Genomic DNA, 21,649 nt, shown 5'->3' on the forward strand with positions numbered 1-21,649 from the left:
GGCTTGACTCACAGGGGAGAGGTTAGCAAGTACCTTGATTGCGAATAGCTAATCAGAAGGACCAGTTCTGATGCAATGCAGCTAGGTGTCGACCTCAGAGCCCCACTGTGAAAACCCAATATTCGCACAGATATAAAGGGGCTGGCAGTAGGGAATATCCATGGAGGTGAAAGAGATCATGGATCACTGTGGCAGAACCACACCCCTGAGTTTCCAGTCAGCAAAGCCGGAGCGTGCAAACACTAGCTTTGTCTTGTCACCGTTATCCCCTGTTGCCGTCACTCCAAATTTATCTAGGCCTTCATAGCCAAAAGATGTTTTCTTGAGAGCTTCGTTTAAGTCCTTTGCTCTCTGAGCAAGATTTTGAGAAGTTTCATCCTGAGAAGCCTGCTCACCTGAAGCCAAAGTCAACACAGTCTTCATCCCAGATGGCGTCACATAGGAGTCGACCATGGCGTTAACCATGGGGCCAATAATGGCCGTCGCGAACCCGGAGAATGGGTTTGAACTCATTTCTGGGTCGCTCTGCATATTCTTAATTGCAGCAGCCATCATCTGCCCCTTCAGGTCCTCACGAAGGGCTGGATAGTCAATGTATTGATTGACCTTGTCTGCATCTTTGTTCTCAAAGCTGTTCTTGAGACCGTTTAGAGCTAGAAAAGGGCTGGCAAGGTAGTAGCCAGCTGCCAATGCCGCAGCCAGCGAGAATCCGCCCAGAACCAATCGCTTCTTTAGCACTGTACCCTCTGGCAGCTCACCTAATTTAACTCAAGGAAAGACAATTAATCTTCCTCCACAGCTCCCGCGCCTGTTTCACATGTAGTTGGCTGCGGGTCTTGAGCAGCGGTGGCGCACCAGGTAGCGGCCGGCCTGAATCGACGAAGTACATCGGGTGCGCGCTCCAGCTCTTGGGATCGAAGTGGAACCGCATGGTGTTGGCGGTCCTGGGGTCCTGGATCCAAGCCTGCTTGCTCACGCCACCCCTGCAGCAAGTACTCCCGTACTAGCTCGCAAAGCTGTTGGAAGTCAAGCTCTTGGCCGCAGTACCAGCCACACCACCACCAACAAGCTGGCAATGCTCACTCCGGTGAAAATCCAATCGGCATAGGGCGTCCAAACCATCAGCTTTGGCCTCTGTCACTCGCCGTCACTTTTTTGGTGGCGTCGCGGGTATCAAATCGAGGCTATGACTGGGATCTAGCTTGCTGCAGCCGGGACTCCCAAAGCACCCGCGCTACCAAGCTGCGCCACGCCCCGACGCTGATGAGCTTAGGGGTGCGCCGGCGCCATCATGCAAAGCTCAGCGGCCTAGGGATCGGATCAGGTCCAGGAGGTTGCCACCAGCGACTGGCGGCTCGACGCCTCGATCGGTAAACCAGAGATAGCCAGCTAGGACATTCAGCCCAATAACCAGCAGCCAGACCCGCCAACCCTCTGGCAGTTTCATCTCAATCGCAGACAGGCGAACCCATCATCCTGGTCAAAGCGGGGCATGCCAGGACTGGCCTGGCCCGTTGACAATGCAATTTCACGCCTATAGTACGGGTGTATTAATTGCCCAGGGTCATGATTTCCGCCTCGGCATCCGCCCCGGTTTCCTCCCCGTATGCCGTCTTCCGCGCCGAAGAGTGGACGTCACATTTGCAGACCTTTTGCGCTGCTCCAGTCCGGGGTCACCCCCAGTCCTCTGGTCATCGCCAGGGCTCGGTGCTGGTGCAGGGCGAATTATTTGAATTCATGCTCCCCGCGCCTGGCTAGTGTTGAAATCAACACGCGGGGACCTGGCCATGGTGATGAGCTCCGGCAATGGCGACTCAACTGATATCGGTCGCTCGGTGATGAAGTGGGGGCGAGATGGCGAATTGTCCGTCCTCGACCTGCGCTCAATCCTGGAGCGACTCAGCGCCGTAGATGAGCAAGCTGCCGGGCTGATGGATTGCCCCTTGAATCCGCCCAACTAGTTCCTTGGCAGTCAGTTACTAAACGGCTAAGGCAATGCAGTCGATTTCCACCCGAGCCCCCTTGGGCAGAGCCGCCACTTCGACGCAGGCCCGAGCCGGCGAAACCCCATCGCTAAATAGCTCCGCATAAATCGCATTAACCCGAGCGAAATCGCCCAGGTCTGCCAGAAAGACCGTGGTGCGCAGCACCTGTCCTGGGCTGCTGCCGCCAGCTTCCAGCACGGCCTGCAAGTTGCTGAGCACCTGGCGGGTCTCGGCCTCCACATCGCCAGCCCCCACCATCAAGCCAGTGCTGGGATCCAGGGCGATCTGACCGGAGCAATACAGCACTCCCCCCGCCTTCACTGCCTGGTTGTAAGGGCCTACTGGCGTAGGGGCGCTGGCGGTGATTACGGCTTCGGGCTGCATCGGGTGACTCATGCCAGGTCAAGATGGTGGCTGAGCCTATGGCCCTTGCCGGTCCTGCGCCGATCGCCAGCCCACTTGCCGAGCTGATGCCTGCCGATTTGCCGTTGCACGAACACGTGCAGCTGCAAGGCCTGTGGCACCGCTACGCCAATGCCACAGCAGGCGACTGGACGTTGCAGGGCATTGATCTAGCCCTTCATCAGGGCGAATTGGTGGGCTTGCTTGGCCCCTCCGGTTGCGGCAAAACCACCCTGCTGCGCTTGATCGCTGGCTTTGAGCGGCCAGAGCTCGGTTCTGTATTGATCGACGGCCGGGCCGTGGCCGGTCAAGGCCGCTGGCTACCACCGGAGCGCCGCGGCGTTGGCATGGTTTTCCAGGACTACGCCCTATTCCCCCACCTCGACGCCTGGCGCAATGCCTGTTTTGGCCTGCGGCGCGGTCAGGACAGCAGCCGGGCTAGTTGGTTGCTGGAGCTGCTCGGGCTCAATGGCTTGGAAGGCCGCTATCCCCACGAGCTTTCGGGCGGCCAGCGCCAGCGGCTCGCATTGGCCCGGGCCCTGGCGCCGGGCCCCTCCGTGGTGCTCCTCGATGAACCCTTCTCGAACCTCGATGTGGAGGTGCGCCTGCGGCTGCGCAGCGAGCTGCCCGCCGTGCTTTCGCGCTGTGGTGCCAGCGGCCTGATCGTTACCCACGATCCCGAAGAAGCACTCGCCATCTGTGATCGAGTGGCGGTGTTGCGCGATGGGGTGCTGCATCAATGCGCCAGCCCCAGGCAGCTGGTGCAGCACCCCGCCACCTCCTTTGTGGGGCGCTTTGTGCTCCAAGGCAACCTGCTGCCGGCCCAGCGGTGTGGTGAGCAGGTGATCACAGCTCTAGGAAGCCTGCACGCCACAGCCGGCTCCTCCCTGCTGCCCCAAGGGGGAACTGCAGGTGAAAGCGAGGAGGTGCTGGTCAGTCCGGAGGCGATTGGTCTCCATCCAGATGCGGAGGGCGAGGCCTGGGTGCAGGGGCGCGAATTCCTGGGCCGGGAATGGCTCTACCGAGTGCAGCTCGGTGATCTGAAACTGCGGCTGCGCTTGCCTTTGGAGGCCGAATACAGCCGGGGCCAACGCTGCCGGCTAGCCCTGCGCCCCGGAGCCGTTGGTGTGCTGTTCCCATCCCAGCAGGCCCTGCAGGTGCCCCCCCCTCCCTAGCTGGGCCAGTGATCCTTGCTACTCCTCAGCTCAGCCAACTGCTCCGGGCTGCTGGCTCGCACAAACAAATTGGTGGCCCGCTCAAGCTCCACGCTGCTGGGGATGGTGGCTTCCCCCCGGGCCCGCGCCGCCCCAACCGCCGCCAGCCGCGCCTCGATAGCGCCGGCGCAGGGATCGCTGGCTGCCACCACCGCGGCAGCCCAGCCCAAATTGGCTTGCGTGTATTCGTGGGCGCACCAGACCTTGGTGGTTGCCGGTAGCTGGGCCAGCCGTTGCAGCGATGCATGCATTTCGGCTGCGCTGCCCTCAAACAAGCGCCCGCAACCCCCGGCAAACAGGGTGTCGCCGCAGAACAGGTGCCCGGCAGCGGGCAGGTAGTAGGCGATGTGGGCGCGGGTATGCCCCGGCACGGCGATTACCTGCACCCGCTCACCGAGCAACTCAAAGCTGTCGCCATCGCCCACCCCCTTGGTTTGCAGCGGAATTCGCTGCAGGTCGTCGCGGCTGGCCAGCACCGCCGCCTTGGGCCAGCGGGCCAGCAGGCCGGGGGTGCCGCCGATGTGGTCGCTGTGGTGGTGGGTGTGCAGGATCGCCACCAGCTCCAGCCCCTGCTGCTCGAGGGCAGCGATCACTGGCTCTGCCACCGCAGGATCGACCACCACCGCCTGTCCCTGGCGTTGCAGCAGAAATATGTAGTTGTCGCGCAGTACCGGAATCAGCCCGACGCTGAGTTGCTGCATCGTTAAAGTCCAGTTTGTGGCGCCTTTCCATGATCACCGCTGCAGCCCCGGCATGATCACCGTCGCCCTCGCTAAAGGAGCCCTGCTGAAGGATTCGGTGGCTCGCTTTGCGGCCGCTGGCCTTGATTTCGCTGGCCTACTTGAGCCCGGCAACCGCCAGTTGATGGTGCCCAGCGCCTGCGGTCAGGCCCGGGCCCTGCTGGTGCGCAATGCCGATGTGCCCGTTTATGTGGCCTACGGCCAGGCCCAGCTCGGTGTGGTGGGTTACGACGTGATCCGCGAACACCAGCTGCCGGTGGCCCAGCTGCTCGATCTGGGTTTCGGTGGTTGCCGCATGAGCGTGGCGGTGAAGGCAAGTAGTGGCTATCGCCGCGCCGCCGACCTGCCCGCCCACTGCCGCGTTGCTAGCAAATTCACCGGCTGCGCCCAGGCCTTCTTTGATGCACTCGACCTACCGGTGGAGTTGATCCATCTGGCTGGATCGGTGGAATTGGGACCGATTACCGGCATGAGTGAGGCGATCGTCGATCTGGTAGCCACCGGTCGCACCCTGGAGGAAAACGGCCTGATCGCCATTGAAGATCTTTTCCACTCCACCGCCAGGCTGGTGGGCCACCCCTTAGCCCTGCGACTCGACGACGGTCCCCTACAGGGAATCGTCGACCGCATCGCTCTGGTTGCCACTCCCCGAGGTCGCTGATGGCAAGCCTCGACCGGCAACGCCTAGCCCGCCTACTTCCCTACCTCGGCCGTGATCGCCGCCGCCTCGGTCTCACCCTGCTGCTACTGATCCCGGTGGCCTTCGCCGCTGCAGTGCAGCCGCTGCTGGTGGGCCAGGCGATCGCCGTGCTGCGGCGCGAGCCCACCCTGGGCTGGCTTGATGGCATGGCGGTGTCGGAGGCAATGCGCCTGCTGGTGCTGTTGCTGGTTGGCGCGGTATTGGTGCGTTTGGGTTTGCAGGGCATCCAAACCTTCAACGTTCAGCTCGTTGGCCAGCGGCTCACCGCCCGCATCCGCGACGAGCTGTTTGCCCACGCCATGGCGCTGTCGTTGCGCTTCCACGACCGCACCCCCGTTGGCAAGCTGCTCACCCGGCTCACCAGTGATGTCGATGCCTTAGCAGAGGTGTTTGGCAGCGGCGCCGTAGGTGTGCTGGCCGATCTGGTCACCCTGCTGGTGATCGCGATCACCATGCTCTCAATTGAATGGCGGCTCGGCCTGCTGCTGTTGGTCAGTCAGGTGCCGGTGGTGCTTGGCATTCTTTGGTTGCAGAGTCGCTTCCGTAAAGCCAACTACCGGGTGCGTGAGGAGCTCAGCCAGCTCAATGCCGATCTGCAGGAAAACCTCCAGGGCTTGGAGGTGGTGCAGATGTTTCGGCGAGAGTCTGCGAACAGCGCCCGTTTCGCCCAGGTCAATGCCGCATATCGCGAGGCCGTCAAAGGCACAATCCTTTTTGACAGCGCTATCTCGGCCTTAATCGAATGGGTGGCCCTGAGCGCCGTGGCCGTGGTGCTTGCCCTGGGCGGTTGGTTGGTGCTTGGTAGTTCCATGGGTCTAGGCACCCTCACCACCTTCATCCTTTATTCCCAGCGGTTGTTCGATCCCCTGCGCCAGCTGGCGGAGCGCTTCACCCAGATCCAGGGCGGCCTCACCGCTGTTGAACGCATCGGCGAGCTGCTTGAGCAACCGATCGAGATCGCTGATCTACCCGCTAATGAATGCTCTGCTGCAGCCATTCAGAGCGGCAGCAAGCGGGCCAGTGCTGGTGAAGTGATCTTCGACAACGTGTCGTTTGCCTACCGAGAAGACGACCCGATCCTCACCGATCTTTCCTTCCGCATTGCTCCCGGTGAACACGTGGCCCTGGTGGGCCCTACCGGCTCAGGCAAAACCACCGTGATCCGGCTGTTGTGCCGGCTCTATGAGCCCCAGCGCGGCCGGATCCTGCTCGATGGCATCGATATCCGCCAATTGCCGATCACCACCCTGCGCCAGCGGCTTGGGGTGGTTCTGCAGGACACCTTCCTGTTCAGCGGCAATGTGGCCGACAATCTGCGCCTCGACGCCCCGATCAGCAGCGAAGCCCTGCATCGGATCTGCGCTGAGCTGGGCCTAGAGCCCCTGCTGCAGCGCCTGCCTGATGGGCTGGCCACCGAGTTGCGGGAGCGCGGCGGCAACCTCTCTTCCGGTGAACGCCAGCTTCTATCGGTAGCCCGGGTGGCGATCCGCGATCCCTCAGTGCTGGTAATGGATGAGGCCACTGCCTTTATGGATCCCTCCACCGAGGCCACCCTGCAGCGGGATCTTTCGCGCCTGCTGCTGCAGCGCACCGCCATCGTGATTGCCCACCGCCTTGCCACGGTGGAGACCGCAGATCGCATCTTGGTGTTGCGCAAGGGGCATTTGATTGAGCAGGGCAGCCACAGCGAGTTGCGCCTGGCCGGCGGCGTCTACGCCCAGTTGGCCGACCTGCAGGAGCTGGGCCTAGCGGCGCTCTAAATCAGTCTTCAGACCCTGGCAACTGGCTCAGCCACTGCTGAATCGGGGCTGCCAGTTGTTCCGGCATCTGGCCCATCGGCAGGTGGCCAGCTCCAGCGAGCTCGATGAACTCGTGCTGGGGGGCGTACCCGGCCAGATGGCGCACATAGCGAGATGCCATCACCTGGTCGCGTTCGCCGGCAATCCACAGGCTTGGCGCCTGCAGGCGGGCGGTGAGCTGGGGCAGCTTGCGCACTGCGCCTCGGCCGGTGCTGCAGGCCAGCAGTCCCTGGGCTGCCCGGCGCTCGGCGACCAGGGGGCTGCGCAGCGGATCGCTGCCGGGCAGCTCCGCCAGCCAGCCAGGCCGCCAGCGCAAAAACAGGGCGCCGCCGCGGCGCACCTGGGCAAAAGCTCGCGGCTGATACACGCCACCGCCGGCGGCGATCTGGATCAACCCCACCAGTTGCTCGCCGAGTAGGGGCGCCGCATGCAGGGCGACGCTGCCCCCGAGCGAATGGCCCAGCAGCACTATTGGTCTGCCGCCCGCCTGCTCTTGAGCCGCTGAGGCAAGCCAGCGTCCGTAGCTGGCCAGGTTTGGCTGCAGCCCCCGGGGCCTGGGCCGCTGGCCGAAGCCCGGTAAATCCGGACTCCAAAGCTCCCAGCGTGGTGCCAGCGCTGCAGCTAGGGGCGTCCACAACCTGCCGGCCAGCAGCCAGCCATGCAGTGCCACCAGCAGGGGGGAGGGGGCTTGGTGCACCAGCGCTCGGCAATTCGGGCCCCCCAGGCTGGCGCAGCGATCGCAACTCGAACGACCATCGGGCAGGATCGTTCCATTGCGTTGCACCCGCCCCTGTGGCTTCGGCCGAGCTCCTCAACAGCCTCTACGGGAACCAGCACCGGCTCTGCCCCACGCCTAATTCCCAGCTCAGCCTGGTGCTCAGCCGCGAGCGAGAAATCGACTTGTTCGAGCTTGAGCGGCTCTGCGATGCCGTGGGCTGGAGCCGCCGGCCCCTGCGCCGCGTGCGCAAAGCCCTCCAGCACAGCCTGCTGCGGGTGGGTCTGTGGCGCCACGATGCCCGGATGCCCAAGCTGGTGGGCTTCGCCCGCTGCACCGGCGATGGCGTCGTCGAGGCCACCGTCTGGGACGTGGCAGTACATCCCCTTTATCAGGGCGCTGGGCTGGGCAAGCAGTTGATGGTTTACGTCCTCGATCAGCTGCGCTCGATGGAGGTGGATCGGGTCAGCCTGTTTGCCGACCCAGAGGTAGTGGCCTTTTATGTCGCCCAGGGCTGGGAGCTTGAGCCGCTGCAGCGCCGTTGCGCTTTCTGGTATTCGCCCTAGCGCCTGCTCTTATCACTGGCTTCGTAGTAGCGGCTAGCCAGCTCCTCGGCGCTGCCGCCCCGCCGCCAGGCCCGCCGCAGCTGGGCGTTGCTAAGTGCCGTCTGCCATACGCCCAGCTGCTGCCAGCGGCGACCATCAACCCTCAGCTGGGCACCCAGCGGCCTTAGCCGGCAGTGGCGCCGCAGTCGCAGCGCCAGCTCCAGGTCTTCCATCAGGGGTAAGGGCAGCAGGCCCCCTGCCCGCTGCAGCAGCGATCGGGGCAGCAGCAAGCCCTGATCGCCATAGGGCAGCTGCCGCCAGCGGCTGCGCAGCGCTACTCCCGCCTCCACCAGCCGCAGGCCAAGGCCAGCCCCAGCGATCCTGAGGTCGAAATACCAGGCCGCATCGATTTGTTTTGGCCCATCGCGGTCGATGGCCCGTGCCACGGCTTGCTGCCAGCGCTCTGGCAGGCGTGCATCGGCATGCAGCAGCAGTAGCCAGGAGCCGCCGCTGCTTTCAACTCCCAAGCCGAACTGCCTCCCCCGGCCGGGGGGGCTGGCCAGCACCTGGGCACCGGCTAGGGCCGCCACCCGGGCGCTGGCATCGGCGCTGCCGCCATCCACCACCACAATCTCCTTCAGCAACTCCCACCCCGCCGCCAGATCGGCCAGCAACAGAGGCAGCCGCGGCGCCTCATTGCGGGCGGCAATCACCACGGTGATGGTTGGATTGATGGTTGGGGTGATCAGCGCCATGGCAGCAGGTCCCTGGCCCAGTCGAGGTCGCCGCGGCGGGTTAGCAGTTCCGGCTCCAGGCCCCGACGCGCCATTGCCGCCAGGGTTTGCTCGAGCACCTGCGCGCCCCCCCAGGCGATGCCTGCGAGCAGCTCCGGCTCAGGACGCCGCAGCCCAATCAGCCAGTAGCCCCCATCGAGGGCCGGGCCCAACACCCCCTGGCAGTGCCCAAGGGACGTAAAGGCGGCTGACAGGTCGCTGGCTTCGAGCTCGGGCAGGTCGCTGCCGATCAGCACCACCTTGCTGGCCCCTTCCCTGGCGGCACGCTGAAACTGGCGCTGCATGCGCAATCCCAGAGCCCCTCGCCCCTGCAGCACGGTTCTGTCCGCCCCGAGCGCCTGGCCCCAACGGCTGGCGGCGAGACCACCCAAGCCCTCAACGGCAAGCACCAGTTCAAGGCCGTGACCCTGGCGGGCGTCCCTAGCCGCCGCCAGGGTGTGAACTGTCAGCCGCGCCTGGATTTGGGCGGCCCTGGCCGCGCCAAGCTCTCGGGCCAAGCGTCGCTTGCAACGGCCCGGAGCCGGCCAGCGGGCCATCACGATCAGCTGGCGACTGCAGGTAGCACTCACCCCTGGCGGGGCAGTTCTGCTGGCTTGAGCTGCAGGGTCAGCCGCCCGTCGCCGCGACGCAGGGATACGGCCAGGGGCTGACCCACCCGGCCCTGGTCCACGGCCAGCTGCACCTCGGAGGGGTTCTTTACGGCCTTGCCTCCCACCTGGTCAATCAGGTCGCAGGGCTTTAGGCCACCCTCTGCGGCTGGGCTGCCGGGCATCACCTCCACCACCACCACCCCATTCACCTCGGGAAGCCGGCATTCATCGGTGCTGGCGTTGATCTCCCTCGCCAACTGGGGCGTGAGGGCCTGCAGTCGTACGCCGATGTAGGGATGGCTGGCGGAGCCCTTCTCGAGGATCTGGGCGGCGATCTGGCGAGCAACGTTGATTGGGATCGCAAAACTCAGGCCGGCGCCTGGGGCCTGACGGATGGCTGTATTGATGCCGATCACCTGACCCCGGTCATTGATTAGGGGGCCGCCACTGTTGCCGGGATTCACGGCGGCGTCGGTCTGGATGTAGGGCACGCGCTGGCCCTCACCTACCGCATTGGTGCGCTGGATCGCGCTGATGATTCCAGCTGTGACGGTGTTGTCGAGGCCCAGCGGATTGCCAATGGCGATGGCCCACTCGCCCGGGCGCACTTTGGCGGAATCTCCCAGCGGAGCCACCGGCAGCTTGGAAGCCACCACCTTCACTACCGCTACATCGGTGAGCGGATCGCTGCCGAGCACCTTGCCAGTGAAGCTGCGGCCATCGGGCAGGGTCACAGTCACTTCACTGGCTCCTTCCACCACGTGGGCATTGGTGAGCAACACTCCGTCAGAACGGGTAATGAAGCCCGAGCCCTGGCCCTGCTGCTGCTGAATGGTGGGCCCGCGGCCAAACAGGCCGCCCAGGGGGTTCACCAGGCGCTTGACGGTGTCGATTCGCACTACGGCTGGCCCCACCTTGGCCACCGCATCAACGATCAGGGTGTTGCCCTGCTGCAGCGACGGCGTTGGGGGTGCATCACTGATCGGTGTCTGGGTGCTCTGGCGGCCAGGCAGCCCAGGCAGCCCTTGGCTGCAGCCCACCAGCAGCAGCGCTGCAGGGGCGACTAGCGCAGCTCGACAGCGGGGGGAGAGGCGGAGCATGGGGATGGAACTGGGCCAGGTCTGAATCCGTTTCATTAAAGACGGCCCTGCTGCGCAACCATGCGTAGATTCGGCTCCTTCGATACGGCGGAATTCGGTGCAGCAGGGAGAGGAGCTGTGGCACCAGGTTCAACAGGCTCTGCAGGCCAACCTCAGCAAGCCCACCTTTGAGACCTGGATACGACCGGCTCGCTGTCAGGGATTTGAGGCCGGCCAGCTCCAGCTTGAGGCCCCCAATAGCTTTGCCTGTGGCTGGCTGCGCAAGAACTACCTCGGCACGATCGAGGCGGTTGCCAGTGAGATCGCCGGCCGCCAGGTTCAGGTTCGGGTTTCCGCAGCCAGCGGTGATGACATCATTGCGGCGTCCGCCAGTGGTGCGGCGGCGGTTCTGGCTCCGGTGGCCGTGACCAGTCGTGATGCCGCGCCGCGTGCTACGGGCGAGACCCCCCGAAAATTGGCGCCGGGCCTCAACCCCCGCTACGTGTTCAACCGCTTCGTGGTGGGACCCAACAGCCGCATGGCCCACGCTGCGTCCCTAGCGGTAGCCGAGGCACCGGGCCGGGAGTTCAACCCCCTATTTCTGTGCGGTGGAGTCGGGCTGGGCAAAACCCATTTAATGCAGGCGATCGGCCATTACCGACTTGAAATCAACCCCGAGGCGCGGGTGTTCTATGTGAGCACCGAAACCTTCACCAATGACCTGATCCAGGCGATCCGCAAGGACGGCATGCAGGCCTTCCGCGACCGCTACCGCGCCGCCGACCTGATCCTGGTGGACGACATTCAATTCATTGAGGGCAAGGAATACACCCAGGAGGAGTTTTTCCACACCTTCAACGCCCTGCACGAGGCGGGCCGCCAGATCGTGATTGCCTCCGATCGCCCTCCGTCCCAGATTCCTCGATTGCAGGAGCGGCTGATCTCCCGCTTCTCGATGGGCCTCATTGCCGATATCCAGGCTCCAGACCTGGAAACCCGCATGGCGATCCTGCACAAGAAGGCCGAGCAGGAGCAGATGGTGCTGCCCCGCGACCTGATCCAGTTCATCGCCGGCCGTTTCACCTCCAACATCCGCGAGCTGGAAGGGGCACTAACCCGGGCGGTGGCCTTCGCATCGATCACCGGCCTGCCGATGACGGTGGAATCGGTGGCCCCCATGCTCGATCCCGGTGGTGGGGATGTGGAGGTGAAGCCGGTCCAAGTAATCGAGAAGGTGGCCGAGGTATTCGGTGTGGGCGTAGAAGAGATGCGCAGCGCTAGCCGCAAGCGAGCCGTCAGCCAGGCCCGCCAGGTGGGTATGTACCTGATGCGCCAGAGCACCAATCTGAGCCTGCCGCGCATCGGCGAGGCTTTTGGTGGCAAGGATCACTCCACGGTGATGTATGCCGTTGAACAAATCGACCGCAAACTAAATAGCGATCCGGTTCTTTCACGCCAAGTGCAGCAGGTGCGAGACCTGCTGCAGATAGACTCCCGAAAGCGTCGTTAAAGCTCTGCTTAAATTATATTAAATTTAGCGGCACCCCTGCACTGAAATCCTATAGCTGAAGCCCAAGGCACCGGGATCCTTGCTTGCCCCTACTTTGAAATTCATCTGGGTTGCCTGCTTGCCGGGCACGATTGCAAAGGGGCCGAACATTTTGCCTGTGCCCATCGGCGGATTTATCTCTGTATTGAACATCTGCAGGCTTGAGCCATCGCTGAACTTCATGTAGGCCTCAACGGGGTACTTGGCCTTGGGGTCCGAGCTGTTGGCGGTGAAAAAGAACTTGAAGCTGGTGTAGGGCTGGTCCACCAGAAAGTCGGTGTTCCAGTTGGTGCGACCTAAGGCCATTCCGATCGGGGTGACCTTGGCCGCTCCCACCGATTTGGACACGATCCGTGAGCTGCCATTTCCCCCAACCGGTTGCAGAAAGGTGCAGGTGGGGGCCGCACCCGCTCTGCCGCCCCAAAGGGCCACTCCCAGGGCAAATCCGGCTGCGGTAAGGCGTGTAAGGGACATGGGGCGATCAAATCAGCCCTGACTTTAGGTGAGGGGCCGAGATGGGTCTAGTCCCTCTACTTCACCGTCAAATACACGGCTGGCCGTGATGTCTTCAGCCTCGATCGTCATCAGGTCTAGTTTGGTTAGGGGGCTACCGATGCGGCTGAATAGGCGGTTGGCCTGGCGCATTCGCGCTCTATCAATAGCGTTACGAATGGAGCGAGCATTGGCGAAGAAGGGCAACTGCATGCGCCGGTGGATGTAGTCAGCGAAAGCTGCAGTGGCCTCCTGGCTGAAGCGGTAGTTTTCGTCAGCTAGCACCAGCTGGGCAATGGCAAGTAGTTCCTCGGCGCTGTAATCCGGGAAATCGATATGGTTTGCTACACGGGATGAGAGCCCTGGATTAGATTGATAAAAAATATCCATTCGGTCTTTGTAGCCCGCAAAAATTACTACTAAGTCGTCGCGATTACCCTCCATTACCTGCAGCAATATTTCGATGGCTTCGGCGCCGTAATCCCTTTCATTTTCTGGTCGATAGAGGTAGTAAGCCTCATCGATAAAGAGCACGCCGCCCAGTGCCTTCTTGAGCATTTCCCGGGTTTTTGGCGCGGTGTGGCCGATGTATTGCCCCACCAGATCGTCGCGGGTAGCGGTCACCACATGGCCTTTGCGCACATAGCCGAGACCGTGCAGGATTTTGCTCATCCGGGCAGCAACTGTGGTTTTGCCCGTGCCCGGTCGCCCCGTGAATGACATGTGCAGGCTGGGCGGCTTGGTCTCGAGCCCCACTTGCTGCCTGGCCCTGTCGACCACCAATAAGGCAGCGATTTCTCGGATGCGCGCCTTCACCGGCCGTAGGCCGATCAGCTCCAGGTCGAGTTGATCGAGCGTCGCCTGAATGCCGGCTCCTTCATAGGCCGCCTGTAGATCAATCACCGTGTCGTTGCCGGGGACTGGGAGAGTCAACAGACCAGAGCATCAATGGCTGCTGTGAAGGCCCAGTCTGCTGCTTCGATTGGGGAGTCTTCAGTTTCGGCGCGCAGAGTCAGGTTCACGTAGGTGCGCCCGAAGCTGATATCAGGGAAGCGTTGTTCGGTCTCGCAGAGGGCATTGAGACGCTCCAGAAAGTCTCTGGTGGTGGCGTAGTCGATGAATTCAATGCGCCGCTCCAGCCTTTCGGCCTGCTCGGGTTTGGGGCGCGGGGTCCAGGGTTGGTCCATTACTTGAAGCTAAAAAAGGTCATTTGGGGCTCAGTCAAGGCAAACTCAGTCAAGGCAATCTCAGTCAAGGCAAACTCAGTCAAGGCAATCAGTGCGGGCAGTGGCCAGGCGGGAGGCCCAGGCTGCGGCATAGGCCCGGTTTGCTGCCTGGGCTGCTGGTTCGCTGCTATTGAGCGGCTGGGGGAAGGTGCCACGTATCGCTGCATTGGTGACACAAAACATCGACTTCTGGAAGCTCATGCAGATTTTCACCCGCACATCTCCCTCTCCCCGAGTGCGCTCGCGATACCACTGGTGCAACCGCTCCGGCAGATGCCGGAACATGTCTTGCATCAGCAGGCTGGGTGGAATGCCGGCACCCATGCTCGGTAGGGGGTCGGCAAATAGGGCGCCGTAGGCAAACTGCGCTTGGTCTGGTGAGATCTGCTGGGCCTGGGCGTTGAAGCTCACCGTGCCCAGGAACGGCATGCCCCGCAGAAAGACCGCCTCCACGTAGGGCACGGCCACATCCACCAGGAAGGTGAGACCGGCCTCCGGTGGCAGCACCCAGAAGTGTTCGCCGTCAACCTCCACTCCGTAGGTGATCGGGTTGGCAGCGGCGGCGACAAGTCCGTCCTTGATGAATTCGACTACAGCATCGATAGACCCAACCCTGCCATCTGCCTCAGCCTCGGCCAGATCGATAAACAGATCACTCATGACCCGCCAAAACTGACCGAGAGCGTGGGTGGTGGCAGCCGTACGAATCAGCTCGGGCAGGAAGCCCCTAAACAGGGGGTTGAGCAGAGCAAGAAGAGGATCAATTCTTGTCTTACGGCGAATGATCGCAGCGCAGTTGGCCGCAAACTCATCGGAATCCAGATAGGCATCAAGACCGCCGGTGCCATGCCAGAGCATGGCCTTCATGCAGTATTCGGCGTATTCGAAGTTGATCCGGTCGTGGATCAGATGGCGCCAGATCTTGGCTGGGTTTTTGTCACCATCAAGGTATTTGAACAGTGGAAAGGGCAGCAGGAACTGCTGCTCGGCTTGGAAGATCAGGTTGATGCTGTAAGCATCCAGCACCTCTCCATAGCTCTTGAGCACATCCACCACCTCGATTAGGTGGTCTGCGGATTCACTGAGCAGGGTCTGGCCGCTGAGTAGCTGCTGTTCGAGTTCTAGGGCAGCAGGCCTACCCCCAGCGTGGACCAGTTCGGCAGAGATGATTGGCATCAGCCCACCCCCCATGGATGCAGGGCTGCTAGTTCCATTGCTGCCACCAGAGCTGGCAGTTGGGCCATGGAGGTGGAAGCAGCCTCACTCAACTTGCCGAGGCCCGAGGGCAGCAGGCCGATGGCCACTACGGCAAAGGCCAGGCCCATGGCCGGGATGGTTTCGCGCGGAGCCACGGCGGCCAAGCGCACATCGAGGCGACCATCGGCCACCGCATCGGTGGCCGATGTCACTGCCAGGCGGCCGAAAAAGGCGCGGTTAACTAGCAGTAGAAAATAAACCGCCGTAAGGCCCGAACCAACCATTGAAAGCAAGGTGGCCAGGGGGAAGGCGGTGATGCTGCCGCGGAACACCATGAACTCCGAGATGAAGCCGGCCATGCCAGGCATACCGGCACTGGCCATGACCCCCAAAATCATCAGCGTGCCTGTGAATGGCAGACCCCGTTCCGGGTTGAGCAGACCATGCAGTACTGAGAGATCCCGGGTGCCCGTCTTGCGATACACAATGCCCACCAGCAGAAATAGCAGGGCTGAAATCAGGCCGTGGCTGACCATCTGGAACACCGCCCCGAGCAGGGCGACCGGTGTGGCAGCGGCAGCGGCTAGCAGGATGTAGCCCATGTGACCCACGGAGCTGTAGGCCACCATCCGCTTCATGTCCTGCTGGGCTATCGCTGCAAGGGAGCCAAACAGCACAGATACGGCTGCCCAGATGGCCAATCCCGGAGCCAGTAAGGTCCATGCTTCTGGGAAAAGACCCATGCAGAAGCGCAGCAAGCCGTAGGTGCCCAGCTTCAGCAGCACCCCTGCCAGCAGCACTGACACTGGTGTAGATGCCTGGGTGTGGGCATCAGGTAGCCAGTTGTGAAATGGAAATAGGGGCACCTTGATGCCAAATCCCACCAGCAGTGCCCCGAGCAGCACCAGCTGTCCTCCCATCGCTAGCCTTTCACTTGTGACCGGGGTGAGGCTGAAATCCACACTGCCGGTTAGTAGGGCCAGGCCCAAAAAGGCTCCGAGGATCAGCATCCCCGACACCGCTGTAAAAATCAGGAACTTTGTGGCCGCATAGGCCCGGTTGGCGCCGCCCCAGATGCTGATTAGAAACCAGAGTGGGATCAGCTCCAGCTCATAGAACAGGAAAAATAGCAGCAGGTTTTCGGCTAAGAAAGCACCGTTAACAGCGCCGCTGATAACCAGCAACAGGGCAAAGTAGATGCGGGGCCGCTGGTTGATGTCCCGGGTGCAGATCGCTGAAACCAAGGTGAGGGCACAATTGATCAACACCAGCGGCATTGATAAGCCATCGACCCCGAGCCGGTAGTCGAGGCCGATGCTGCCGACCCAGACAAATGACTCCTGCAGCTGCATGCCACCGAGGCCGGTGTCGAAGCGGAGCAGCACCAGCAGGCTCCAGATCAATTGCAGGCCCAACACCACCAGGGCCACGGTGCGCATGCGTCCGGGCGAGGGGTTGCCGGGCCATAGGGCTAGAGCAAGTGCACCCAGCAGAGGGATAAGTAGTAGAAGGCTCAGCATCAGGCGCTCCTCATCCGTGCAACCACTGCAGCGAGGTGAGCAACAGCACAATCGCCAATAGGACCGTTAAGACATAGGTCTGCAGCTGGCCGCTCACCGAGAGCTTCAGCCCTTCGGCGCTCGCCAGGGAAAGCCTGCCGATGCCATTAACAAAGCCACTAACCAGGGCCTGGTCGATCCAGTTGCTAAATCGTGCCAGAGCGGCCACCGCCGCCACAATCGTCACCCTGTAGATGCGCTCGGTGTAAAAGTCGTAGGCAAGTAGATCCTGGAGCAACCGCAGGGGTTTGAACATGGATCGGGACCAGAACTTGTGCAGGGGCACCAGGCAGCCGCCGATCACTCCAGCTACGCCGCTTGCCACCACTGCAGTGGCGAGGGGCAGGGGGAATGAGGCCAAGCCCGGCACCGAATCTATCCGGGCCATCAAGGCTGGCAGGAGAGCTACCAGCACGGTCAGGCTCACCATCGGTAGGGACATCAGCCAGTTGACCTCAGGGGCCCGCTTGGTTTTTGGCAGAGGCGCTCCCATAAACACCTGCCGGAAGACCCGAGTGAGGTTAAAGGCTGTAAGGGCATTGGTGATCAGCACAACTGCGGCAAAAAATGGTGCAGTGCGGCCCAGCGCATCCACCAGCAGGCCGAAGCACCAGAAGCAGCCAAGGGGCAGCAAACCCACCAGGCCCGCTCCCCCCACCAGGTAGGCGGTAGTGGTGGCAGGCATGCGGGAGCCCAGGCCACCCAGCTCGGTGAGGTCCTGGCAGCTGGTGGTGGCGATAACGCTGCCCACACTCATGAACAGCAGAGCCTTGGCGAGGCCATGGGCAAACAACAGCAACAGGGCAACAGCCGGCTGTTGCAGGGCGATTGCGATGAAAACCAGGCCCAGATAGGAGGTTGTGGAGTAGGAGAAGGCCCGCTTGATATCGACCTGGGCGATCGCCACCAGGGCACCAGCCAGGGCACTGATTGTGCCCACCACCAGCAACACATCAACCGCCAGCGGTGAAAACCGCAGCAGCGGCATCACCTTGAGCAGCACAAGGGCTCCAGCTGTCACAACTACGGAGTTGCGCAGAATCGAAGCTGGGTTTGGACCCTCCATGGCCTCGTCAAGCCAGAGGTGCATGGGGAACTGGGCGCACTTACCCATGGGGCCGGCGATGAGGCCCAGCCCGAGCAGGGTGCCCGCAAGCGGGGTTAGGGAACCATTGGCATGGGCTTCAGCTGCCCACACGTAAAGGTCGTCGAATTCCATCGAGCCAGCCCAGGCTGAGAGAGCTACTACTCCCATCAACAGCAAGACATCGCCAACCCTCTTGGTCAAAAAGGCATCTCTGGCCGCCGTAACGACCAACGGTTGGGCGTACCAGAACCCCACAAGCAGATAGGTGGAAAGAGTGAGCATTTCCAGCAGGAAATAGCTCATGAACAGATTGCTGCTCAGTACAACTCCGGCAAGGGCTCCTTCAAAGAAACCAACAAGGGCATAAAACCTCGCCAAGGCCCACTCCTTATCCAGGTAGCCCAGGGCAAATACCTGACCCACCAAGCTCAGTCCGGTCACCAACTCCAGGGCGGCCAGATTGGTCAGGGATAGGTCTAAGCCAATGCGCAGGTCGAGATCGGCAGCCTGAAACCAGGGCAGCTCGATGTGCTGGGGACCCAGCAGCCATACCTGCTGCAGCATCAAGGTGCCATGCACCACCGCCAGCAGCGTGACGATCAGGTTGAGATAGGCCGCAGGGCGAGGACCGTGACGCTTGATCCATCCAGCAGCCCACGGCAGGGACAAAACCATGCCGCTGAACCCATAGAGCGGGATCAACCAGGCCAGCTGGATCGAAAGTGGCAGGGGTGGGGCGAGCAAGGGGGGATGGGCGTCGGTCGGCTCAGAAGGTGGCCCGTTCCATGGAGGGATTGGGGCTGAAGCCAAGGCTGCGAAGCCAGGCCCCCAGATCTTCGCCGTGCTGCTGTTCGTCCTTCCAGAGACTCCTGAACAGGACTTCATTAGGGCCATCACCCACCAAAACGCAAAAGCGAACAGCCTCGGCGTAGTGATGGATCAGGTCGTTTTCGAGGGCGAGATTGAGCCGGAGCAGTCCGACCAGGTCGGCGGCATGGGCAACGGGCCTCAACTGGGATGCTGCAGGAGCTACCCCCAGAGCAAGCATGCGCTGCACCAGGCGTTCCGCATGCTGCATTTCCTCCACGGTTTCGCGTCGCAACCGGGCAGCCGAATCACCATCTCCCCAGAGCTCCACTAGGGAGGCCTGGGTCATGTACTGCTGAACTGCGGAAAATTCCAAGCTCAGGGCGCGGCCGAGGTAACCCAGGACGCGCGGATGAACGGCGCCCATGGCCATCAGAGGCGACGGGTGGTAGCAGTTGCGATCAGGGCAGGCTCCACTTCGCTGTGGGGACGGGCGATGATGTGGGCAGCAACCAGACCGTCGCCGACGCGCTCACAGGCATCAGCGCCGGCACGCACTGCTGCATTCACCGCACCTGTTTCGCCGCGAACCATCACGGTGACATAGCCGCCGCCAACGAACTCACGGGCGATCAGGGTCACTTCAGCGGCCTTGGTCATGGCGTCTGCGGCTTCAATCGCCGGCACCAGGCCACGGGTTTCGATCATGCCGAGGGCGATGCCCTGAATGGAAGGAGCCATGGCGTTGCTGCGGGAAGGTGTGGTGGGGGGGGTGGTACCGGCGCCCTTGCCGGCACCGGTACGGGCGCCGGTTGAGCTGGCGCTAGAGCGGCGTGTCGTGCTGGAAGCACGGCGCGCTGTCGAGGCAGCTGGCTTGGCTACGGCTTTCGCCGCAGGGGGCTGGGCAGCCGCCGCCGGCAGGGCCTTGGGGGCCGCTGCAGGCGAGGTCGAGCTGGCCGCCGCCGCTGCAGCCACCGGTGTGGAGCTGGCTGCCGAAGCCGCGGGGGCGGATATGGCAGCAGCAACTCCGCTGGTGGTGGATTTAGGGGTGGGGGTGGCCATGGCTCAGGAGTATGGGGGCTGGAGTGATGACAGGTCGATCGGGCAGCGAGCTACCCGGGCCACCTAGCCGTCGGGCTCCCAGAAATCAATGATTCCACCGATCGTCAGATCGGTCTGCACCTCGGGATTACCGCAGGCGAAGCGGGCCGCAGAGCCACTGGCGGTGAATACCCAGTTGCCTGGGGATGCACCGACTGGGTCGACAGCAACGCTCAGCTTGCCCTTGGCGGTGCGCAAGATGCGCAGATTGGAGTGATCTAATCCGGCAATCCGCTGGCTGCAAACCAGAGAGCCGGTGACCTGCATGATTTCCATTAGCTGGCCCCTCCTGGCGGAACTTGAGCCTTGCCAGCGTCAGGATCCCAGTGGTCAATGATTCCCACGATCGTTAGATCGCTCGGGTACGACTTGCTTCCAGCGGCCTCGCGCGCAGCTGAGCTGCCTACACAGATCACCCAGTCGCCTGGTACGCAACCCACGGCATCAACTGCCACTTTCTGAGTGCTGCCATCGAGCACCACCTGCAGGTGCTTGTACTCAAAACCTGGAATGCGATTGGTAGACACCAGTGGTTTAACCACCTTGCAGATCAACATGTCAGTGCCCTCCTCCGCTCGCAAATGTGATGGTGGAACCTACAGCTTCAGCTGGGGTGTGACGGTCTTGATCCCGCACGGTAAGCAGGGCATGCAATAGGCCCTGCTTAAACAATTCGGGGTAACGGTTTTCCATGGCGGCTTGCACCCGTTGACAATTGCGGATCGCTCGCTGCCTCGCCCCGGGCACCTGACCGTTGTAGTCAAAGCGCACTACCACTGGCACAGGCAGGCCCCGAGAAACGTTTAAGCCCTTGAAAATCTTGATGCCTACATCCAGATCGGGCGCTCCCTCCTCCACCGTATCCATATAGGCGAAGTAGGTGAGGTTGCGCAGGTGGATCTCCTTGAAGCCTATGCCCACACCGATGAAGCGCTCCGCATGGCCAGCATCGCCGTAGCTGCCTCGGTGGTACTGGCTCACATAGTCGATCTGGGAGATGTTGTTCTCGATCAGGCGGGCTATCAGCTTCACCATGCCCGGGTCGGGACTGCTGGCCGCTGCCTGCTCCACCAACGATTGAATGCGGGCCCGGCCCTCAACCGCATTGAGATGGTGAGTGGCCTCATAGGCCGCTTTGGCATCCAGCCAGCTCTCCAGATTGGTGCTGCCATCAATGCCCGGCACATGCACACGAATCGTGTCGGTGTCGGTGTCGATGCCTAGTAGCAACAGATCTACCGAGGCACCACAGCAGAAGCTGTTTTCGACGGCCTGCTGGAAATCCTTGAGCCGGGATAGGCCACAGGAGGCCGCCAAGGCGTCATCACTACCATGGGCAGCACAGCCCTCATGCAAGGGATCTTTTGAACTGAAGTGGTAGAGCACCACCTTGAGGTAACGGGTGTCATCGTGCGCCGAATTGGGCTGACCTTCCCGGTAGCGGCGATGTTCAGTTTTGACCCAGCGGTTGACCGTGTTTTCGACGTCAAACAAGGCACCGGCATGGGAGCGACGCCGCACCGAACTGAATGGAATTCTCAGGGCGTAGGCCATGGCATGGGCCAGGCGCCCGTCAGCGCAGGGGGTTGCATCGAGTAGGTGGAATCCACAGGCCAGTAGAAACTCATTGAAGGCTTCGGCAGCGGGACTGCCAGGCTTGCCTTCCAGGGGGTCGTGCTGAAAGAAGGAGTCGCTGGTTTGTTCGTAGGTTTCAAATACACACCAGGCGAACAAGGTGCGCATGTCGAGCTGGCTGACCCAGGCCTTCTCGAGAATGGGCAGCGGCAACTCAAAGCCGAGTTCGGCCCTTGATAGCAACTGGGCCTGCTCGATGAAATCAGCCTCGTGCTGCAGGGCTGAAAGGCGCTTGAGCAAGGGCACAATGCGATCAAATGCGCCTTTGACTTGCCCTTCGTAGGCCCTCAGGACCCCATTTAGCCGAGCATCGCTAAGCGGATGCAAGACAGTCGCCACTAGATCGCTCGCGGCAGCGGTGCCGGGCCGACGGCGGGGAGCCGTCGGAGCCAGCGGGCGATAGGCAGTGGCGAGAGGGCGTCGGGGCATCAGG

26 protein-coding genes are annotated in these 21,649 nt (G+C 62.2%); 6 read left to right on the forward strand and 20 right to left on the reverse strand.

The genetic code is table 11. From position 1 onward, the window contains the following. Positions 1-183: 183 nt before the first annotated feature. From KBY72_RS09865 to KBY72_RS09875, 3 genes are all read right to left on the reverse strand, one after another. Entirely contained in the window at positions 184-723 is a 540-nt protein-coding gene (locus tag KBY72_RS09865) for a DUF2939 domain-containing protein (RefSeq protein WP_254961444.1), read from the reverse strand. A gap of 40 nt (positions 724-763) precedes the next feature. Further along, a complete protein-coding gene (locus KBY72_RS09870) occupies positions 764-976 on the reverse strand; it encodes a DUF1651 domain-containing protein (RefSeq protein ID WP_254961443.1) in 213 nt (70 codons plus the stop codon). A gap of 324 nt (positions 977-1,300) precedes the next feature. Continuing rightward, on the reverse strand, positions 1,301-1,447 hold the full coding sequence (locus KBY72_RS09875; protein WP_254961442.1) for a hypothetical protein: 147 nt from the start codon (positions 1,445-1,447) through the stop codon (positions 1,301-1,303). 313 nt (positions 1,448-1,760) lie between these two features. On the opposite strand from KBY72_RS09875, the gene KBY72_RS09880 reads away from it, so the two are divergent. Further along, positions 1,761-1,961, forward strand: coding sequence for a hypothetical protein (locus tag KBY72_RS09880; RefSeq protein WP_254993486.1), 201 nt, complete (start codon positions 1,761-1,763; stop codon positions 1,959-1,961). A gap of 18 nt (positions 1,962-1,979) precedes the next feature. Here the strand turns inward: KBY72_RS09880 and KBY72_RS09885 are convergent, their stop codons facing one another. Then, positions 1,980-2,381, reverse strand: a complete 402-nt coding sequence (locus KBY72_RS09885; RefSeq protein WP_254961441.1) for a RidA family protein — start codon at positions 2,379-2,381, stop codon at positions 1,980-1,982. A 74-nt stretch (positions 2,382-2,455) separates the two neighbouring features. Here KBY72_RS09885 and KBY72_RS09890 point away from each other — a divergent pair, with 74 nt between their 5' ends. Continuing rightward, positions 2,456-3,562 carry an ABC transporter ATP-binding protein gene (locus KBY72_RS09890; protein ID WP_254961467.1) on the forward strand — a complete coding sequence of 369 codons (1,107 nt, stop codon included), beginning with the start codon at positions 2,456-2,458 and terminating at the stop codon, positions 3,560-3,562. Here the strand turns inward: KBY72_RS09890 and gloB are convergent. Further along, positions 3,559-4,302 (reverse strand): hydroxyacylglutathione hydrolase, encoded by a 744-nt coding sequence (gene gloB, locus KBY72_RS09895; RefSeq protein WP_254961440.1) that lies wholly within the window; start codon positions 4,300-4,302, stop codon positions 3,559-3,561. The genes KBY72_RS09890 and gloB overlap by 4 nt on opposite strands. A gap of 52 nt (positions 4,303-4,354) precedes the next feature. On the opposite strand from gloB, the gene hisG reads away from it, so the two are divergent. Next, positions 4,355-5,002, forward strand: coding sequence for an ATP phosphoribosyltransferase (gene hisG, locus KBY72_RS09900; RefSeq protein WP_254961439.1), 648 nt, complete (start codon positions 4,355-4,357; stop codon positions 5,000-5,002). Beyond that, on the forward strand, positions 5,002-6,801 hold the full coding sequence (locus tag KBY72_RS09905) for an ABC transporter ATP-binding protein (RefSeq protein ID WP_254993487.1): 1,800 nt from the start codon (positions 5,002-5,004) through the stop codon (positions 6,799-6,801). The genes hisG and KBY72_RS09905 overlap by 1 nt, the downstream gene beginning before the upstream one ends. Before the next feature lies 1 nt (position 6,802). On the opposite strand, the gene KBY72_RS09910 is transcribed toward KBY72_RS09905, so the two are convergent. Next, positions 6,803-7,624, reverse strand: coding sequence for an alpha/beta fold hydrolase (locus tag KBY72_RS09910; RefSeq protein WP_315859538.1), 822 nt, complete (start codon positions 7,622-7,624; stop codon positions 6,803-6,805). 8 nt (positions 7,625-7,632) lie between these two features. Here KBY72_RS09910 and KBY72_RS09915 point away from each other — a divergent pair, with 8 nt between their 5' ends. Continuing rightward, positions 7,633-8,121 (forward strand): GNAT family N-acetyltransferase, encoded by a 489-nt coding sequence (locus KBY72_RS09915; protein WP_254961436.1) that lies wholly within the window; start codon positions 7,633-7,635, stop codon positions 8,119-8,121. Here KBY72_RS09915 and KBY72_RS09920 read toward each other — a convergent pair. Genes KBY72_RS09920 through KBY72_RS09930 form a run of 3 tightly spaced genes read right to left on the reverse strand, consistent with a single transcriptional unit; the run spans position 8,118 to position 10,584 of the window. After that, positions 8,118-8,855 carry a TIGR04283 family arsenosugar biosynthesis glycosyltransferase gene (locus tag KBY72_RS09920; RefSeq protein ID WP_254961435.1) on the reverse strand — a complete coding sequence of 246 codons (738 nt, stop codon included), beginning with the start codon at positions 8,853-8,855 and terminating at the stop codon, positions 8,118-8,120. The genes KBY72_RS09915 and KBY72_RS09920 overlap by 4 nt on opposite strands. After that, positions 8,846-9,463 (reverse strand): TIGR04282 family arsenosugar biosynthesis glycosyltransferase, encoded by a 618-nt coding sequence (locus KBY72_RS09925; protein WP_254961434.1) that lies wholly within the window; start codon positions 9,461-9,463, stop codon positions 8,846-8,848. The genes KBY72_RS09920 and KBY72_RS09925 overlap by 10 nt, the downstream gene beginning before the upstream one ends. Beyond that, positions 9,460-10,584 (reverse strand): trypsin-like peptidase domain-containing protein, encoded by a 1,125-nt coding sequence (locus tag KBY72_RS09930; RefSeq protein WP_254993490.1) that lies wholly within the window; start codon positions 10,582-10,584, stop codon positions 9,460-9,462. The genes KBY72_RS09925 and KBY72_RS09930 overlap by 4 nt, the downstream gene beginning before the upstream one ends. A gap of 97 nt (positions 10,585-10,681) precedes the next feature. On the opposite strand from KBY72_RS09930, the gene dnaA reads away from it, so the two are divergent. Next, positions 10,682-12,073 carry a chromosomal replication initiator protein DnaA gene (gene dnaA, locus KBY72_RS09935; protein ID WP_254961432.1) on the forward strand — a complete coding sequence of 464 codons (1,392 nt, stop codon included), beginning with the start codon at positions 10,682-10,684 and terminating at the stop codon, positions 12,071-12,073. 24 nt (positions 12,074-12,097) lie between these two features. Here dnaA and KBY72_RS09940 read toward each other — a convergent pair whose 3' ends face one another. The 11 genes from KBY72_RS09940 to KBY72_RS09995 form a co-directional block, all read right to left on the reverse strand. Then, complete coding sequence (locus KBY72_RS09940; protein WP_254961431.1) at positions 12,098-12,586, reverse strand: hypothetical protein; 489 nt, start codon at positions 12,584-12,586, stop codon at positions 12,098-12,100. Between the two features lie 24 nt (positions 12,587-12,610). Next, positions 12,611-13,537 carry a CbbX protein gene (gene cbbX / locus KBY72_RS09945; protein ID WP_254961430.1) on the reverse strand — a complete coding sequence of 309 codons (927 nt, stop codon included), beginning with the start codon at positions 13,535-13,537 and terminating at the stop codon, positions 12,611-12,613. Beyond that, the gene (locus KBY72_RS09950) at positions 13,534-13,791 is read right to left on the reverse strand and encodes a 4a-hydroxytetrahydrobiopterin dehydratase (RefSeq protein WP_254961429.1); all 258 of its coding nucleotides are present in this window, start codon (positions 13,789-13,791) and stop codon (positions 13,534-13,536) included. The genes cbbX and KBY72_RS09950 overlap by 4 nt, the downstream gene beginning before the upstream one ends. A 75-nt stretch (positions 13,792-13,866) precedes the next feature. Beyond that, positions 13,867-15,006, reverse strand: coding sequence for a CO2 hydration protein (locus tag KBY72_RS09955; protein ID WP_254961466.1), 1,140 nt, complete (start codon positions 15,004-15,006; stop codon positions 13,867-13,869). Beyond that, positions 15,006-16,550 (reverse strand): NADH-quinone oxidoreductase subunit M, encoded by a 1,545-nt coding sequence (locus KBY72_RS09960; protein WP_254962093.1) that lies wholly within the window; start codon positions 16,548-16,550, stop codon positions 15,006-15,008. Before KBY72_RS09960 ends, KBY72_RS09955 begins: the two co-directional genes overlap by 1 nt. A 7-nt stretch (positions 16,551-16,557) precedes the next feature. After that, positions 16,558-18,417, reverse strand: coding sequence for an NAD(P)H-quinone oxidoreductase subunit F (locus KBY72_RS09965; RefSeq protein ID WP_254962092.1), 1,860 nt, complete (start codon positions 18,415-18,417; stop codon positions 16,558-16,560). Between the two features lie 22 nt (positions 18,418-18,439). After that, a complete protein-coding gene (locus KBY72_RS09970) occupies positions 18,440-18,907 on the reverse strand; it encodes a ferritin-like domain-containing protein (protein ID WP_254962091.1) in 468 nt (155 codons plus the stop codon). 5 nt (positions 18,908-18,912) lie between these two features. Further along, the gene (locus KBY72_RS14440) at positions 18,913-19,542 is read right to left on the reverse strand and encodes a BMC domain-containing protein (RefSeq protein ID WP_315859539.1); all 630 of its coding nucleotides are present in this window, start codon (positions 19,540-19,542) and stop codon (positions 18,913-18,915) included. Between the two features lie 63 nt (positions 19,543-19,605). Further along, positions 19,606-19,857 (reverse strand): carboxysome peptide B, encoded by a 252-nt coding sequence (locus KBY72_RS09985; protein WP_254962089.1) that lies wholly within the window; start codon positions 19,855-19,857, stop codon positions 19,606-19,608. Further along, positions 19,857-20,138, reverse strand: coding sequence for a carboxysome peptide A (locus KBY72_RS09990; protein ID WP_254962088.1), 282 nt, complete (start codon positions 20,136-20,138; stop codon positions 19,857-19,859). Before KBY72_RS09990 ends, KBY72_RS09985 begins: the two co-directional genes overlap by 1 nt. A 1-nt stretch (position 20,139) precedes the next feature. Next, complete coding sequence (locus tag KBY72_RS09995) at positions 20,140-21,645, reverse strand: carboxysome shell carbonic anhydrase (protein ID WP_254993493.1); 1,506 nt, start codon at positions 21,643-21,645, stop codon at positions 20,140-20,142. Positions 21,646-21,649 lie beyond the last annotated feature (4 nt).

It is taken from the genome of Cyanobium sp. BA5m-21 (assembly GCF_024346235.1).
Classification (GTDB): domain Bacteria; phylum Cyanobacteriota; class Cyanobacteriia; order PCC-6307; family Cyanobiaceae; genus Cyanobium_A; species Cyanobium_A usitatum.